Origin of the sequence: Curtobacterium sp. PhB136 (assembly GCF_004346855.1) — a bacterium.
Lineage (GTDB): Bacteria > Actinomycetota > Actinomycetes > Actinomycetales > Microbacteriaceae > Curtobacterium.
Genome location: NZ_SMGH01000005.1, coordinates 390911 through 406448, shown reverse-complemented (window position 1 = coordinate 406448; position 15538 = coordinate 390911). Strand labels below are relative to the sequence as shown.

Genomic DNA, 15538 nt, shown 5'->3' with positions numbered 1-15538 from the left:
GGCATGAGCACCCACCCGTGAGCGCACCGTGACCAGGGCCCCGTGGTGGCTGCCGATCCCCGCGGTCGTCGGCGGTCTCTTCGTCGTCGTCCCGGTGCTCGCGATGGTCGGCCGCGTGGACTGGTCGTCCTTCGTCGCCCTGGTCACGTCCCCGGCGTCGCTCACCGCGCTCGGCCTGAGCCTCGGCACCGCCGCCGCCGCGACCGGCATCGCCTTCGTCCTCGGCCTGCCCCTCGCGATCGTCTTCTCCCGCGTCCGCTCCCGCTGGGTGGGCCTCGCCCGTGCCGTGGTCCTGCTGCCGCTGGTGCTGCCGCCGGTCGTCGGCGGGCTCGCGCTCCTCGCGGCCTTCGGCCGGATCGGCCCGGTCGGCGGGTTCCTCGCCGACCACGGCGTCCGGATCGCGTTCACCACGGCAGCGGTCGTGATGGCGCAGACCTTCGTCGCGATGCCGTTCCTGGTCAGCGCGATCGAGGGCTCGCTCCGGATCGGCGGTGACCGCCTCGAGCGGATCGCGTCGACCCTCGGTGCGGGTCCGACGCGCGTGCTGTTCACCGTGACGATCCCGCGTGCGCTGCCCGGGATCGCCTCCGGACTGGTGCTCTGCTTCGCGCGGGCCCTCGGCGAGTTCGGCGCGACGCTCACCTTCGCGGGCAGCCTGCAGGGCGTCACGCGGACCCTGCCGCTGGAGATCTACCTGCAGCGCGAGGTCGACCCCGACACCGCGGTCGCCCTGGCCCTCGTCCTCGTCGTGGTCGCCGTCGTCGTGATCGGGTTGACGTCGGTCCGCGCCGGAGCACGGACGGTCGCCACATGACCGGGCTGCGCGCGCACGTCGTCCTGCGGGACCGCGACGTGGACGTCACGATCGGGGTCGGCCCCGACGAGTGCGTCGCGCTCGTCGGTCCCAACGGCGCCGGCAAGTCCTCGGTCGTCGAGGCGATCGCCGGCCTCGTCGCCCTCGACGCCGGCGGCATCGAGATCGACGGTCGCACCGTCGACGGAGCACGGCGACCCGTCCCACCCCACCGCCGCCGGGTCGGCCTGGTCGCCCAGCGTCCCGACCTCTTCCCGAACCTGTCGGTCGCCCGCAACGTCGGCTACGGTCCGCGCGCATCCGGTCGGTCCGGACGGGAGGCACGGATCGCCGCACAGGAAGCACTTGCCGTCGTCGACGCGGTCGGCTTGTCGAGCCGCGCCCCGGCCACCCTGTCGGGCGGGCAGGCGCAGCGGGTCGCGATCGCCAGGGCCCTCGCCGCCGGCCCGGCGGTGCTGCTCCTCGACGAACCCACCTCGGCGCTCGACGTCGAGGCCCGGGAGAGCGTCCGGGCCGCCCTCGGCACCGCGATCGCCGGTCGGCCGAGCATCCTCGTCACGCACGACCCGATCGAGGTCGTCGCCCTCGCCACCCGCGTCGTGGTGGTCGAGCGTGGCCGCGTGGTCGAGACCGGCACGACCGCGGAGGTCCTCGGGCGCCCGACCAGCGCGTTCGGCGCCGCGTTCTCCGGACTCGCGCTCGTCCCGGGGACGGCCACGGGCACCGGCATCGCGCTGGACGGCGGGGGCGAGCTGGCGTCGGCGACGCCCACCGAGCCTCCCGGCGGTGCTGTCCTGGCCGCCTACCACCCGACGGCCGCCGTCGTGACGCGGGACGGGGACGGACCCGTGCGCACCGTGCGGAGCATCGAGCCGCGGGACGGACTCGTCCGCGTCCGGGCCGGCGAACTCGTCGCCGACGTGACCGTCGCGGCTGCCCGGCGCCTCGCACTCGCGAGCGGCGACGCGGTGCACCTCACGGTCCCGCCCGGCGAGGTGGACGTCTACGCGCCCGGACGGTGACCGCTGAATCGCGCGGATGGTGTCGAATCGCGCGTAGGAGGTCGAATCGCGCGGAGCGGGTCGAATCGCGCGTGGGGAGTCGAATCGCGCGTAGGAGGTCGAATCGCGCGTAGGAGGTCGTTCCTTTCGACTGCCCACGCGCGTTGCAACTTCCCAGTGCGGGTGCGATGGGAAGGAACGTGCGCGGGTCAGCCGCCGGCGAAGGGGGGCATCACGTCGACCAGGGCGACGCCGTCGAGCGGGGTCGATCGGTCGCGGGTGCTGATGCCGTCGACCAGGTACGAGCACCGTTCCTGCAGCGCTTCCCACCGCAGCGCGTCCTCCGCGTCGACCGCACGGAGCGCACCGTCGAGGGTGGCCGCGTCGACGGTCGTCTCGTCGATGCCGACAGCGGCCCTGGCCGCCGCGAAGAACCGGATCGTGGTCATCGTCATCCGCCGATCGCGCTCATGCCGCGGGCCGGGTGCACCATGCCGTCCGCGTCGTCGCCGTGGTCGCGGGGCTTCGCCCACATCGCGAGCCGCCACGCGTCGAGGACCTCGGCATCGGAGGCACCCGCGCGCATCGGGCCGAGGAGGTCCGACTCCTCGTCGGAGAACAGGCAGCTGCGGACGTGCCCCTCGGCCGTGAGACGGGTGCGGGTGCAGTCCGCGCAGAACGACTCCGTCACGCTGGCGATGATGCCGACCGTCCCGAGGTGCGCTCCGCTGGCGCGCGAGGCGACCCGGAAGCGTTCGGCCGGGGCGCCGTCGCGCGGGGCGTCGTCCGGCGTCAGCACGTACTCCGCGCCGAGGATCCCCCGGGTCTCGGCGGCGGTGACCATGGTCGGGCCGTCCCAGGCGTGCCCGGGATCGAGTGGCATCTGCTCGATGAACCGCAGCTCGTGCCCGCGTTCCAGGCACCAGGTGAGGAGCTCGGAGGCCAGGTGGTCGTTCACGCCGCGGAGGAGCACCGCGTTCACCTTCACGCCGAGGCCGGCCGCGTCCGCGGCGGCGATGCCGTCGAGCACCCGGTCGAGGAACGGACGCCGGGTCACGGTGGCGAAGACGTCCGGGTCGACGGTGTCGAGCGAGACGTTCACCCGGGTCAGCCCGGCGTCACGGAGTGCCTGTGCCCGTCCGGCGAGGCCGATCGCGTTGGTGGTCAGCGACACCTCGACCGGGAGCGTCGCGCAGCGGGCGATCACGTCGACGAGGTCCCCGCGGAGGAGCGGCTCCCCGCCCGTGAAGCGGACCTTGCGGATGCCGAGGTGCTCGGCACCGAGGCGGACGAGCCGCTCGATCTCGGCAGCCGTCATCAGTGCGTCGCCCGGGATGACCGGCAGCCCCTCCGCCGGCATGCAGTACGTGCAGCGGAGGTTGCAGCGCTCCGTCAGCGAGACCCGGAGGTCGATCGCCCGACGGCCGAAGCGGTCCACCAGCCCGTCGTCGCCGTCGGGCCGTGGCGGGACCGCGGTCGACGAGCGTACGCGTCGCAGCAGCCCGGTCGAGGGGAGTACGACGGCCGTCATGGCAGCGATGATACGTGCAGCCGCCGGTCACGCCCGGGGAGGAGCCGGTCGCGCCACCGCACCCAGTCCGACCGGTCCGTCCGGATCAGGGTGACGACGACGATGACCACGACCGCGGCGGCGAGCCACCACCGGTAGGCGTCGACCGACGGCCACACCCCGCGGAGGGCGATGGCGAGCGCGACGGACATCCACTCCCAGCGGCCGGAGAGGACCACGAACGGGATGAGCAGCAGCGCGTACCAGGGGTAGCGCGGCGTCACCGCGAGGAACGTCACCCCGATCATCAGCACCTCGCCGGACCAGGGGCGCGACGGGTCGGACAGGCGCCAAGCGAGCACCGCGGCGACCAGGACGAGCAGCCCCACCACGATCGTCCCGGCGTCGCCCTTGACGACGAGCGAGACGAGGGCGAACCGGGAGCCGTCCTCGTAGCCCTCTTCCGTGAGGTAGCCGGGCAGGTACCCGAGCACCTTCGTCCCGGTGACCGCGACGTAGGGGACGTAGAGCAGGCCGAACACCGCGATGCCGACCGGGATCGCCCACCAGTTCCGCCACCGCCCGAGGAGCGGTGGGTAGACGATCGCCGGGATGAGCTTCGCGCAGGTCGCTGCGCCGAGCATGATCCCGCCCCAGATCGGCCGGCCGAACGCGACGAGCACGGCACCGGCGGTGGCGAGGGCGGCGCCGATGACGTCGACGTGCGAGTTCGTCACCGCCTCGGAAGCGACGAGCGGCGACCACGCCCAGATCGCTGCCCACCACGCCGGACGGCCGGTGCGGCGGAGGACGGCGAGCAGCCCGACGGTGACGCCGAGCGAGACGACCAGGCCGGCGACCTGGAACGGCCAGTACGTCACCGTCACCGGGACGAACGCGCGGACCAGCGCGAACCAGAGCTCGGCCATCGGCGGGTAGATCGTCGGGACGTCCGGGCGGTTGATCGCCGTGCAGTGCCCGAGCGCGCCGTCGCCGAGCCCCCGGTAGCGGGGCTGGAGCGGGTCGCACGTGCCGCCGATCTTGTCCGGGAACAGCCACTCCGGACGGAGGGCCGCGAGCGCCTCGGACTGCGGGGTGTGCGCGTACGGGGAGATCCCGGCGTGCTGGACGATGCCGTCCCAGGCGTACCGGGCCGAGTCGGTGCTCGTGTTCGGCGGCCCCGCCAGCGCGGCGAGTCCCACCACGACGGCACCGCCGAGGACGATGATGGTCACCAGTCGCGGTGGCACGAACCGGAGCGCGACGACAGCGATGACGAAGACCGCCCAAGCGATCAGGGTCCACGCAACGAATGGTTGACGATGACCCGACCGGAGGAACCCCAGATGCGTAACGCCGACGGCGATGATGCCCGCGAGGGCCAGCACGCCGACGACGGCGAGCACGGTCGAGAACGGGTGGCCGAGTCGCAGTCGCATGGTCCGTCGAGGCTACCGACGTTCGTCCGGACGGCGTTGCACGACGCGAGGGCCGCGATGGCGTCGCCGAACCGGAACGCCCGTTCCGCCGTCGTCCTCGGGCGCCTGCTCGGCATCGCCTTCCTGATCTGCTTCGGCACCGGGCTCTACAGCCACCTGCTGCAGGACCCACTGCCCGGGATGCACTTCGCGACCCGGCCGGTCCGGCTCTACCAGTTCACGCAGGGGCTGCACATCACGGCGGGGATCGCGATCATCCCGCTGCTCCTCGCGAAGCTCAACACGGTGATGCCGGCGCTCGCCCAGGACCCGCCCGTCCGCGGGGCACTGCACCTGCTCGAACGGCTCTCCATCGCGGTGTTCGTCTCGGCCGCGATCGTGCAGGTCGGTACCGGACTCGTGAACACGTTCCAGTGGTACCCGTGGCCGTTCCCGTTCCGGCAGGTCCACTTCGCGCTCTCCTTCGTGCTGATCGGGTCGCTGGCGATCCACATCGGGACGAAGCTGCCGATCATCGTGCGGTACTGGCGGGCGCGGGACTCCTACGACGCGGACGGCCGGTTCGTCCACGACGACACCGTCGGCAGCGAACTGCCGGAGTACCACGGCACCGGGACGTACCCGCGGGGGATCACCGGCCGCGTGATGCGCTGGGCCGACGGGGCGGAGCCGCGCCGAGCCTCCAGGCCGTCGCCGTCGCCGTCAGGGTCCTCGGGGGCTGCCGACGGACGACGCGAGCGGATCGCCCGCCGTGGCTTCTTCACCGGTGTCGCCGCGGCGACGGCCGGCGTCGTCGTGCTCACCGCCGGCCAGTCCTCGAAGCTCGCCGAGCCCTTCAACGTGTTCGCGCCCCGCAAGCGCGGGCTCGGCCCGAACGGCCTGCCCGTGAACCGGACCGCGCGCGCGGCCGGGGTGCTCGCGACGGCGACCGCCGCGGACTGGACCCTGACCGTCGCCGGACCCGCCGTGACCCGGACGTTCTCACGTGCCGAGCTCGTCGCCCTCGGCACCGCCGAGGCGGCGCTCCCGATCTCCTGTGTCGAGGGCTGGAGCCAGATGGCCAGGTGGAAGGGCGTCCGGATGCGCGACCTGCTCGCAGCCGTGCAGGCCGACCCCGGGTCGCACGTGCGCGTGACGAGCCTCGAGCGGCACGGCGGCTACCGGATCATGGACATGGGACCGGAGTACGCCTCCGACCCGACGACCCTCGTCGCGCTCGAGCTGAACGGCGCGACGCTCGACCTGGACCACGGGTTCCCCGCACGGATCATCGCGCCCGGACGACCCGGGGTACTGCAGACGAAGTGGATCGAACGGATCGAGGTGCTCTCGTGAGGGCCGCCCGGATCGTGCTCGTCGTCCTCGGCGTGCTGGTGCTCGCGTTCGGTGCCTACGTGATGGTCACGACGGTGAAGCCGAACCGGATCGGTGGCCTCGCGACCTGGCTGCTCGGTGCCGTGATCCTGCACGACGCGATCCTGTCGCCGTTCGTCGTGCTCGTCGGCCTCGCACTCCGTCGTGCCGGACGCGCACTCCGCGTGTGGGTGCTCGTGGTGGTGCAGGCCGCGGTCGTGCTCGGCAGCGTCTTGGCGCTCGTCGTCATCCCGGAGATCGGGGCGAAGCACCACGGGGCGAAGAACCCGACCGTGGTGCCGTTCGACTACCTCGGGCGACTGCTGGTCGTCGAGGGCGTCCTGCTGGTCGTGGTGGTCGCCGCGCTCGTCGTGGGGTGGCTCACCGCGCGACGCCGATCGGCACTGGTTGAATCGACAACCATTTCGTAGGATGGGGTCATGACCGACGAGACGCCCTGGCTGACGCGCGAACAGCTGCGCGCCTGGATGAAGCTCGTCGCCGTCATGGAACTCCTGCCGGCCGCGCTCGACCAGCAGCTCCAGCGCGACGCCGACCTGACGCACTTCGACTACATGGTCATCGCGATGCTCTCCGAGACCGACACCAGGACGCTCCGGATGTCGGCGCTCGCCGCTGCCACCAACGCCTCGCTGCCGCGGTTGTCGCACGTGGTGTCCCGGCTCGAGAAGCGCGGACTCGTCTCCCGGTGCCCCTCCGTCGACGACCGTCGGGCGACCGACGTCCGGCTCACCGACGCCGGGTACGCCACCATCGTCGACGCAGCGCCCGACCACGTCCGGACCGCGCGGAAGTACGTCATCGACGCACTGTCCGACGAGCAGGTCGCACAGCTCGACGGCATCGCGAAGTCGCTGCTGTCGACGCTCGACCCCGAGGGGCGGTTCGCGGCGCTGACGTACCCGCGGGAGGCCGACGACGCCGCGATCTGCGAGGCCCGCCTGACGGGGACCGCGGCCGACTGACGGGGGCGCTGCGCGCGTGGGCGCTTGCAATAGGCTCGGCGGCATGAGCCAGCCCGACGCAGCGTCCGACACGTACAGCTACCTCGGACCCGCCGGCACCTTCACCGAGGCGGCGCTCAAGCTCGTCGAGGCCGCCGCCGGCAAGCCCTGGCGGAGCGTCAACAACGTCGGCGAAGCGCTCGACGACGTCGTCTCCGGCCGCTCGGTCGGCGCGGTGATCGCGATCGAGAACAGCGTCGACGGCGGTGTCAGCGCCACGCAGGACGCCCTCGCCCGGATCCCCGGCGTGCGGATCGTGGGGGAGTACCTGGTCCCGGTCGACTTCGTGCTCGTCGCGCGGCACGGCACCGCGCTCGCCGACGTCCGCACCGTGAACGCGCACCCCGTCGCCTACGCCCAGACCCACCACTGGCTCGAGGCGAACGTCCCCGGCCACGGGCACATCCCCGCGTCGTCGAACGTCGCCGCGGCGACCGCGCTGCTCGACACGAACCCCACCGCCGACGCCGCCGTGGCCCCGCCCGGGATCACCGACCACCACGACCTCGTGGTCCTCGCCGACTCCATCGGGGACAACGCCAGCGCGGTCACCCGGTTCGTGCTCGTCTCGAAGACCCTGGCGATCCCGGCACGGACCGGTTCGGACAAGACGAGCGTCATCGTCGAACTGCCCGCCGACCACCCGGGTGCGCTCGTCGACATGCTCGAGCAGTTCGCGACCCGGGGGATCAACATGGGGCTGCTGACCTCACGGCCGATCGGCGACGAGCTCGGGCGGTACCGGTTCGTCATCGACCTGGACGGGCACGTGCTCGACGAGCGGGTGGCCGATGCGCTGCTCGGACTCCGGCGGTTCAGCCCGCGCGTGACGTTCCTCGGGTCGTACCCGCGGGCCGACCGGCAGGAGTCCGAGGTGCCGTTGCGCTACTCGGACGAGGCGTTCGTCGAGGCGCGGGACTGGCTCCGAGCGATCGTGTCGGGCGAGCCCGACCGGCGTAGCGCCGCGCCGCACTAGCCGCGCTAGCCGCGCTTGCGCCCGCGCGTCGGGGCGTCCGACGGCGCCGGCACCCGCACGCGCAGGGACCCCGGGTCGATGCGCGCCCGGAACGCCGAGATCTCACCGACCGGGTCCCCGTCGATCTCGAACTCGTCGGGCTTCTCGAGGCGCAGCACGAACTCCGAACCGCGGAGGTAGCGCAGCGGCCGTTCCTGCTTGGCGCGCGAGACGATGCGCCGGCCGACGATGGTGTTGCCGAGCGACGAGCGGCGGAACCACCGGAGGATCGCGTTCTCCCAGAAGATGCGCGCGCCGATGCGCACCCATCCGAAGAACCCGCGGGGACGCATCACGACGATGTCGAACACCCCGTCGTCGATCTCCGCCTCGGGCAGCAGCATCGCGTTCGCCTGGAGCATCCCGCAGTTGCCGACGATCACCGAGTGCCCGCGCACGGACTTCGTCGTCGACTCGTCGAGCCGGTACCGGAAGTCGAAGCCGTCGATGTCCCGCAGGGAGCGGAACAGCGAGTCGACGTAGGCGAGCCACCCGACGCGCTTCTTGAGTCCGGGTCGGGTGTTCGCGAGCATCCGGGCGTCGAGCCCGAGGCCGGCCATCACGAGGAAGCCGAACTCCTCCCGCGCGCCGTCCGGTCGTTCCAGCCGGAGCAGCCCGAAGTCGATCGGGCGGTCGTGGCCGGAGAAGATCATGTGCGCGCTCGCACCGAGGTCGTCGAGCGGCAGCTTCATGTTGCGGGCGAGCAGGTTGCCCGTGCCGCTCGGCAGCAGGGCGAGTGCGGCGTCGGAGCCGTGCACCACCTCGGCCACGGCACGGACGGTGCCGTCACCGCCGGCCGCGGCGACCACGTCGGCGCCGGCGTCGAGCGCCGCGCGGGCCATCCCGCCGCCCGGGTCCGCTTCCGTGGTCTCGAACCACAGGGTCTCGCGCCAGCCGGCTTCGCGTTCGTACTTCGCCACCGTCCGCTTCAGTGTGGGGAGGTGCACCTTGACCGGGTTGTAGACGACGGCGGCGGTGCGGTGCTCGGTGGCGAGGGCGTCCGACTGTGCGGGCGCGGTCTCCGAGGGAGATGACATGGATCAACGGTACCGGCGGGGCCTGCCAGCAGCCCGGCTTGGACGCAACGCGGTCTGGCTAAGATGCATGGGTGATTGACCCCCAGCTGCTGCGCGACGATCCCGATGTCATCAAGGCCTCACAGGCTGCGCGCGGCGCCTCCGTGGAGATCGTCGACGACGCGGTCGCCGCGGACGCCGCCCGGCGGAGCGCGATCTCGTCGTTCGAGGCGCTCCGAGCGGAGCAGAACGCGTTCGGCAAGACCGTCGCGAAGGCCCCGAAGGACGAGAAGGCCGCGCTCGTGCAGCAGGCCCAGGCCCTCGCCGCGCAGGTGAAGGAAGCCCAGGCGGCCGTCACCGCTTCCGAGGAGACGTTCAACCGGGTCGTCCGCTCGATCCCGAACGTCGTCCTGCCCGGCGTGCCCGAGGGCGGCGAGGACGACTTCGTCACGCTGAAGACCGTCGGCACCAAGCCGGAGTTCGACTTCGAGCCGAAGGACCACGCGGACCTCGGCGAGCTCCTCGACATCATCGACATCCCGCGCGGCGTGAAGGTCTCCGGTTCGCGCTTCTACTTCCTCAAGGGCCTCGGCGCCCGGCTCGAGATCGCGCTCATGTCGCTCGGCCTCGACCGTGCGATCCAGCACGGCTTCACACCGCTGATCACCCCGACGCTGGTGCGCCCCGAGACGATGGCCGGCACCGGCTTCCTCGGCGAGCACGCGGCAGAGGTCTACCGGCTCGAAGCGGACGACCTCTACCTCACCGGCACCAGCGAGGTCGCCCTCGCCGGGTACCACGCCGACGAGATCCTGGCCTTCCCGACCGACGGAAACGGCAACGGCAACGAAGCCGGCAGCGACGCCGCCGACCGCGCCCTCCGCTACGCCGGCTGGTCCACCTGCTACCGCCGTGAAGCCGGCTCCGCGGGCAAGGACAACCGCGGCATCCTCCGCGTGCACCAGTTCAACAAGCTCGAGATGTTCTCCTACGTCCACCCGGACCAGGCGGACGCCGAGCACGAGAAGCTGATGTCGTACCAGGAGTCGATGCTCCAGGACCTCGGGCTGCACTACCGCGTGATCGAGACCGCCGCGGGGGACCTCGGCACGAGCGCCGCGCGCAAGTACGACCTCGAGGCATGGGTCCCGACGCAGGGCACCTTCCGTGAGCTCACCTCCACCTCGAACTGCACCACGTTCCAGGCCCGCCGCCTCGACATCCGCTACCGCACGGAGTCGGGCAAGACCGCGCCGGTCGCCACGCTGAACGGCACGCTCGCGACCACCCGCTGGCTCGTCGCGATCCTCGAGACGCACCAGCAGGCCGACGGCTCGGTCGTCGTGCCCGAGGTGCTCCGTCCGTACCTCGGCGGCGTCGAGGTGATCGAACCCCGATGAGCACCCCGCACGGTGGGCCGTCGACCCACGGCTCCGCGTCGACCACCCGCGTCAAGCGGTGGCTCGTCGCGCTCGACATCGACGGCACCGTGATGCGCGAGGACGGCGTCGTCACCCAGACGACCGTCGACGCGATCCGGGCCGCCGTCGCCGCCGGCCACCAGGTGATGCTCTCGACCGGCCGCAGCGAGGGCATGACCGTGCCCGTGCTGCAGACGCTCGGCATCGAGCCCGAGTACCTGGTCTGCGCGAACGGTGCGGTGACCCTGCGCCGCTCGGATGCTGCGCACGCGATCGACGGCTACGTCCGCGTCCACGTCGAGACCTTCGACCCGACCGACGTGCTGCAGACCATCCGCGGTGCGCTCTCGAATGCGGCGTACGGCGTCGAGTCGCCCGACGGCCACTACCTGCTCTCCGGCGAGTTCCCCGACGACGCCATGACCGCGTCCGGTGACCACGTCGACTTCGACGAACTGCTCGGCGTCGCGGCCACGCGTGTCGTCGTGATCTCCCCGGAGCACGGGCTCGAGGAGTTCCTGGCGATCGTCGACCGGATGGGCCTGCACAAGGTCTCGTACAACGTCGGCTGGACCGCATGGCTCGACATCGCACCCGAGGGCGTGACGAAGGCAACCGCGATGGAACGCGTCCGCGAGTGGCTCGACATCCCGCGCTCCCGCGTCTTCGCCGCCGGCGACGGCCGCAACGACATCGACATGCTGCGCTGGGCGTCGACGTCCGGCCGCGGTGTCGCGATGGGCCAGGCCCCGGAAGACGTCGTCGACGCCGCGAGCGAGATCACCGGCGGCGTGACGGACGACGGCCTGGCGGCCGCACTGGACACCCTGCCGCGCTGAGCGGGTCCGTCGCGCTGGCGACGCTGCGCGACCGGGAGGCTCGGCTAGACTCCTCGGGACGCGGTCACGTCTCGCCACGTGGCCGCGTCGTGGAGGGTTGTCCGAGTGGCCGATGGAGCCTGTCTTGAAAACAGGTGGGCAGCGATGTCTCGTGGGTTCGAATCCCACACCCTCCGCACTGGGCTCTGAGGCGCCGGGCGTAGCGTCGGCGCAATGAGCGACATCATCATCTTCGGTGGCCACGGCAAGGTCGCGCTCCTCGCGACGCGCATCCTCAGCGAGCGCGGCCACCACGTCACGTCCGTCATCCGGAACCCCGACCAGGCCGACGAGATCCGTGCCCACGGCGGTGACCCGGCGGTCGCCGACATCCAGGAGCTGACGCTGTCCGGCTTCGAGGACCTGGTCCGCGGGCAGGACGCCGTGGTGTGGTCCGCCGGCGCCGGCGGGGGATCGGTCGACCGGACCTGGGCGATCGACCGCGATGCGGCGGTGCTGTCCGTGCAGGCGGCGAAGCGCGCGGGCGTCGAGCGCTACGTGATGGTCTCGTGGTCCGGCTCGGTGCTCGACCACGGGGTGCCGCAGGACAACGACTTCTTCGCGTACGCGCAGTCGAAGATGATCGCCGACGCGGTCGTCCGGGACTCCGGGCTGGAGTGGACGATCGTCGCGCCGAGCACCCTGACCGACGACGAGCCGACCGGTGCGATCGACTGGGACGGCGAGGGCGCGAAGGTGTCCCGCGGTGACGTCGCGCACGTGATCGCCGACGTGCTCGAGTCGAGCGGCACCGCGGGGAGCACCTACCGCTTCAACAGCGGCGGCACCGCGATCGCCGACTTCCTCCGCGCCGACCAAGCCTGAGCGGGCCCGAGCACCGCTGAGCGGGCCGGGCCTCGCCGCTCGTCAGGGGCGGGCGGCGAGGTAGTCCAGCACGGCCAGGACCCGACGGTGGTCTCCCGCCGTCGGGGCCAGACCGAGCTTGGTGAACAGCGTCGTCACGTGCTTCTCGACGGTGCCGGCGGCGAGGAACATCCGGTCGGCGATGGCGGCGTTCGTGCGTCCCTCCGCCATCAGCTCGAGGACCTCGCGCTCCCGGGCGGTCAGCTTCGCGAACCGATCGGCACCACGGTCGATGAGGAGCGCCGCGACCTCCGGGTCGAGCACGAGGCCGCCGGCGGCGACGCGTTGCACGGAGTCGAGGAACGGGCGGATGTCGCCGACGCGCTCCTTGAGCAGGTAGCCGACGCCGGTCGGGGCGACGTCGAGGAGCATCCGCGCCCAGCGGGCCTCGGCGTACTGCGAGAACAGCAGGACACCCACGCGGGGCGAGGCCGCCTTGATCGCGATCGCCGCGTGCACGCCCTCGTCGGTGTGCGTCGGCGGCATCCGGATGTCCATCACGACGACCTCGGGCGCCTCCGCCGCGACGGCCTGGACGGCGGCGTCGCCGGAGTCCACGGCGCGGACCTCGTGGCCGCGTGAGGTGAGGAGCGAGACGAGCCCCTCGCGGAGGATGACGTTGTCGTCGGCGACGAGGATCCTCATGCCGCTGCTCCCGGGAAGCGCAGGGCGATGCGGGTCGGGCCGCCGCTCGGACTGTCGATCGCCATGGTGCCGTCGACCGTCCGGAGCCGGTCGGCCACGCCGGCGAGTCCGGTGCCGCCGGTCTGCGGGTCGAGCGGGACGTGTGCTCCGCCGACGCCGTCGTCCTCGACGGTGACGAGCAGGTCGTTGCCGTCCCGCGCCACGGTGACCGCTGCGCGGGTCGCCCGGGCGTGCTTGGTCACGTTCGTCAGCAACTCCACCACGGTGAAGTAGGCCACGCTCTCGGTGACGGCCGACAGCCGGACCGAGCGGTCGAACTCGACCGACACCGGCAGGGTGGTGCGGGACACGGCGGAGGCGAGTGCAGCCTCCAGGCCTTCGTCGAGTGCGGCAGGGTGGATGCCGCGCGCGATCTCACGGAGCTCCGCGATGGTCTCCTGCGTCGACCGCCGGGCGTTCTCGACGAGCCGGCCGACCTCGGCCGGGTCGCCGCCGCCGTCCAGGCGGTCCTGCGCGTCGCCGAGCGTCATCGCGAGCGCGACGAGCCGCGCCTGGGTGCCGTCGTGCAGGTCCCGCTCCACGCGACGGAGGGTGTCGTCCGCACCACGCACGCTGTCGTCGCGGGACCGGGTGAGCTCGTCGACCCGGCGTTCGGAGGCGGTGCTGCCGAGCAGTGCTCGGACGAGCGCGGCCTGACCGGCGGCGAGCCCACGGTTCAGCGGCGGCCACACGAGGACCAGCAGCAGGAACCCGACCACCGTCGCCACCGCCTGCATCTGCGGGGTGTCGACGAACACGGTGCCAACCTGCAGACCCGAGTGCAGGACGCCGTCCTCGTCCGTGACGGGCGTCAGCCAGTGCGTCCACACCCAGTTCGTCGCGAGGCCGGCGGCGGTGACGAGCACGGTGATCGTCACGATGAACGCGAACAGCGACGTGACGAACGCGATCAGTCCGAAGGCGAGGGCGCGCCAGCTCGGGCCGTGACGGAAGGCGGCGAGGGTCCAGCCGACGATGCCGGGCCGACCATGCGGTGCAACCGGGGCGTCCACCGCCGTGCCGAGCAGCCGGTTCGACAGCGCACGGAACGCCGTGCCGAACCAGGCGTTGCCGCGGAGCAGGAAGGCCGCGACGGGGAGGCCGACCCAGAGCGCGGCGAACGGGATGCCCACCGAGGGGGTGAGCACGAACCAGGTGAAGCCGGCGATCGAGAGCGGCAGGGCGATCAGGTGGAACGCGAAGTCGCGCCAGGTCTGCGGGTCCACGATGCCGAGCACGAACGTCCGGCGGTGTCGGTGGAGCGACGGGGCTGCGATCGGGGTCATGAGGACAGCGTGACAGTCCGGACACTCCCAGCGACACCGGGATTTCCCCCGTTCGTGGTCACTACCGTTGGGGGCGTGGTCGACGCGGGTGGGACAGGACGACGCGCAGCGATCGTCGAGGCTGCGGCGCGGGACTTCGACCGGGACGGGTACGAGACCGCCAGCATCGCCGGGATCGCGCGGGGCGCCGGGGTGAGCCAGGGCGCGCTCCACCGGCTGTTCCCGACGAAGCGGTCCCTCGCGCTCGCGGTCATCGACGAGCAGAACGCCCGGACGTTCGCGGCCATGAGCTCGACCGACCCGTCCCCGATCGCGATGCTCATCCAGGCGTCGCGCGGGATCGCCGACCTGCTCATGAACGACGTCGTCGTGCGCGCGGGGATCCGGATCTCCCTCGAGCACGGGGTGCTCGCCGGGCAGACGTCGAGCTTCTACGAGCAGTGGATCGCGGGTGTCGTCGACGTCTTCCGCCTCGCGGTCGCGAGCGGGGAGGTACAGACGACTGTGTCCGCGGAGGCGCTCGGCGCGACGCTCGTGCCGTACTTCACCGGGGTGCAGCTCGTGTCGAACGTGCGGTCCGGGCGTGCAGACCTGCTGCCGGCGGTGGCGACGATGTGGGAGGTGCTGGTGCACGCGGTGGCCGAGCGTCCGCACCGGGAGCGGTTGCTCGGGGTCGTCTCCGCGACGTTCGGGTGATCCCCTGCTCTTCAGAAGATGTTCTGAAGTAGAGTTGGAGGATGCCGACCACCAAGCCCGTGTCCGCTCGCGTCCGGAGACACTTCCTCTCGTCCGAGCTCTCCCGCAACGCGCGCTCCGTCATGGACGCTGCGGAGTCGGAACCCGTCGAGATCGATCGACGCGACGGGAACCCCCTCGTCCTCATGTCGCAGCACGAAGCCGATGCGAAGGACGTGCTCCTGTCCCTCGCCGCACAGCTCATCGCCGTCGCGATCGACGATGACGACGGGCCGATCGGGCAGCGCCTGGCGGAACGGTTCGACTGGATGCTCGCGTTGTCGGTCGAGATGCGGGAGACCTGCGCGTCCGCGATCATCCGGGCGGCCCGAGCGTCCTTCTCGACGGGGCAGGCGCACCTCGTCGTCGTCGAGCTCACGGCGTGGAAGGCAACGGCGGAAGCCATCGCCGCCGGGCTCGACCGAGACGAACTCGAGTGGGTCACCGACCCGCAGGCTGTCGAACGTCCGTGACCGTGGGTTCGAAGAAGGCAGACC

At 72.0% G+C, this 15538-nt stretch carries 17 protein-coding genes and 1 tRNA gene; 12 read left to right on the top strand and 6 right to left on the bottom strand.

Annotation, left to right across the window (positions count from 1 at the left end; translation table 11 throughout):
* Positions 1-28 precede the first annotated feature (28 nt).
* Both EDF27_RS08300 and EDF27_RS08295 read left to right on the top strand, forming a co-directional pair.
* The gene (locus EDF27_RS08300) at positions 29-814 is read left to right on the top strand and encodes an ABC transporter permease (protein ID WP_123655773.1); all 786 of its coding nucleotides are present in this window, start codon (positions 29-31) and stop codon (positions 812-814) included.
* Positions 811-1836, top strand: coding sequence for an ABC transporter ATP-binding protein (locus tag EDF27_RS08295; RefSeq protein ID WP_123701778.1), 1026 nt, complete (start codon positions 811-813; stop codon positions 1834-1836). Before EDF27_RS08300 ends, EDF27_RS08295 begins: the two co-directional genes overlap by 4 nt.
* A 188-nt stretch (positions 1837-2024) precedes the next feature.
* Here the strand turns inward: EDF27_RS08295 and EDF27_RS08290 are convergent, their stop codons facing one another.
* Genes EDF27_RS08290 through EDF27_RS08280 form a run of 3 tightly spaced genes read right to left on the bottom strand, consistent with a single transcriptional unit; the run spans position 2025 to position 4764 of the window.
* Positions 2025-2264, bottom strand: a complete 240-nt coding sequence (locus EDF27_RS08290) for a MoaD/ThiS family protein (protein WP_243698257.1) — start codon at positions 2262-2264, stop codon at positions 2025-2027.
* A 2-nt stretch (positions 2265-2266) separates the two neighbouring features.
* Positions 2267-3346: a GTP 3',8-cyclase MoaA gene (gene moaA, locus EDF27_RS08285; RefSeq protein WP_132048154.1), complete on the bottom strand. Its 1080-nt coding sequence runs from the start codon at positions 3344-3346 to the stop codon at positions 2267-2269.
* Positions 3343-4764 (bottom strand): glycosyltransferase family 87 protein, encoded by a 1422-nt coding sequence (locus EDF27_RS08280; RefSeq protein WP_123701782.1) that lies wholly within the window; start codon positions 4762-4764, stop codon positions 3343-3345. The genes moaA and EDF27_RS08280 overlap by 4 nt, the downstream gene beginning before the upstream one ends.
* Before the next feature lie 57 nt (positions 4765-4821).
* Between EDF27_RS08280 and EDF27_RS08275 the strand changes: the two genes are divergently transcribed.
* Genes EDF27_RS08275 through pheA form a run of 4 tightly spaced genes read left to right on the top strand, consistent with a single transcriptional unit; the run spans position 4822 to position 8118 of the window.
* Positions 4822-6099 (top strand): molybdopterin-dependent oxidoreductase, encoded by a 1278-nt coding sequence (locus EDF27_RS08275; RefSeq protein ID WP_132048152.1) that lies wholly within the window; start codon positions 4822-4824, stop codon positions 6097-6099.
* A complete protein-coding gene (locus EDF27_RS08270) occupies positions 6096-6548 on the top strand; it encodes a hypothetical protein (RefSeq protein WP_132048151.1) in 453 nt (150 codons plus the stop codon). The genes EDF27_RS08275 and EDF27_RS08270 overlap by 4 nt, the downstream gene beginning before the upstream one ends.
* 9 nt (positions 6549-6557) lie before the next feature.
* Complete coding sequence (locus EDF27_RS08265) at positions 6558-7103, top strand: MarR family transcriptional regulator (RefSeq protein WP_123701786.1); 546 nt, start codon at positions 6558-6560, stop codon at positions 7101-7103.
* A 43-nt stretch (positions 7104-7146) separates the two neighbouring features.
* Complete coding sequence (gene pheA, locus EDF27_RS08260) at positions 7147-8118, top strand: prephenate dehydratase (RefSeq protein ID WP_132048149.1); 972 nt, start codon at positions 7147-7149, stop codon at positions 8116-8118.
* A gap of 5 nt (positions 8119-8123) precedes the next feature.
* Here the strand turns inward: pheA and EDF27_RS08255 are convergent, their stop codons facing one another.
* Positions 8124-9194 carry a diacylglycerol kinase family protein gene (locus EDF27_RS08255; RefSeq protein ID WP_132048147.1) on the bottom strand — a complete coding sequence of 357 codons (1071 nt, stop codon included), beginning with the start codon at positions 9192-9194 and terminating at the stop codon, positions 8124-8126.
* A gap of 71 nt (positions 9195-9265) precedes the next feature.
* On the opposite strand from EDF27_RS08255, the gene serS reads away from it, so the two are divergent.
* The 4 genes from serS to EDF27_RS08235 all read left to right on the top strand — a co-directional run bounded on the left by serS (position 9266) and on the right by EDF27_RS08235 (position 12297).
* Positions 9266-10573 (top strand): serine--tRNA ligase, encoded by a 1308-nt coding sequence (gene serS, locus EDF27_RS08250; RefSeq protein WP_132048145.1) that lies wholly within the window; start codon positions 9266-9268, stop codon positions 10571-10573.
* On the top strand, positions 10570-11433 hold the full coding sequence (locus tag EDF27_RS08245) for an HAD hydrolase family protein (protein WP_123655763.1): 864 nt from the start codon (positions 10570-10572) through the stop codon (positions 11431-11433). The genes serS and EDF27_RS08245 overlap by 4 nt, the downstream gene beginning before the upstream one ends.
* A 91-nt stretch (positions 11434-11524) precedes the next feature.
* Positions 11525-11609: transfer RNA gene (locus EDF27_RS08240), tRNA-Ser, on the top strand.
* 37 nt (positions 11610-11646) lie between these two features.
* Positions 11647-12297 (top strand): SDR family oxidoreductase, encoded by a 651-nt coding sequence (locus EDF27_RS08235; protein WP_123701795.1) that lies wholly within the window; start codon positions 11647-11649, stop codon positions 12295-12297.
* A gap of 42 nt (positions 12298-12339) precedes the next feature.
* Here the strand turns inward: EDF27_RS08235 and EDF27_RS08230 are convergent, their stop codons facing one another.
* A complete protein-coding gene (locus tag EDF27_RS08230) occupies positions 12340-12981 on the bottom strand; it encodes a response regulator transcription factor (RefSeq protein ID WP_123701797.1) in 642 nt (213 codons plus the stop codon).
* Positions 12978-14306 (bottom strand): sensor histidine kinase, encoded by a 1329-nt coding sequence (locus EDF27_RS08225; protein ID WP_132048143.1) that lies wholly within the window; start codon positions 14304-14306, stop codon positions 12978-12980. Before EDF27_RS08225 ends, EDF27_RS08230 begins: the two co-directional genes overlap by 4 nt.
* Positions 14307-14381: 75 nt before the next feature.
* Between EDF27_RS08225 and EDF27_RS08220 the strand changes: the two genes are divergently transcribed.
* Positions 14382-15002 carry a TetR/AcrR family transcriptional regulator gene (locus EDF27_RS08220; protein ID WP_165931403.1) on the top strand — a complete coding sequence of 207 codons (621 nt, stop codon included), beginning with the start codon at positions 14382-14384 and terminating at the stop codon, positions 15000-15002.
* Positions 15003-15043: 41 nt separating this feature from the next.
* The gene (locus tag EDF27_RS08215) at positions 15044-15514 is read left to right on the top strand and encodes a prevent-host-death protein (protein WP_132048139.1); all 471 of its coding nucleotides are present in this window, start codon (positions 15044-15046) and stop codon (positions 15512-15514) included.
* Positions 15515-15538: the final 24 nt, after the last annotated feature.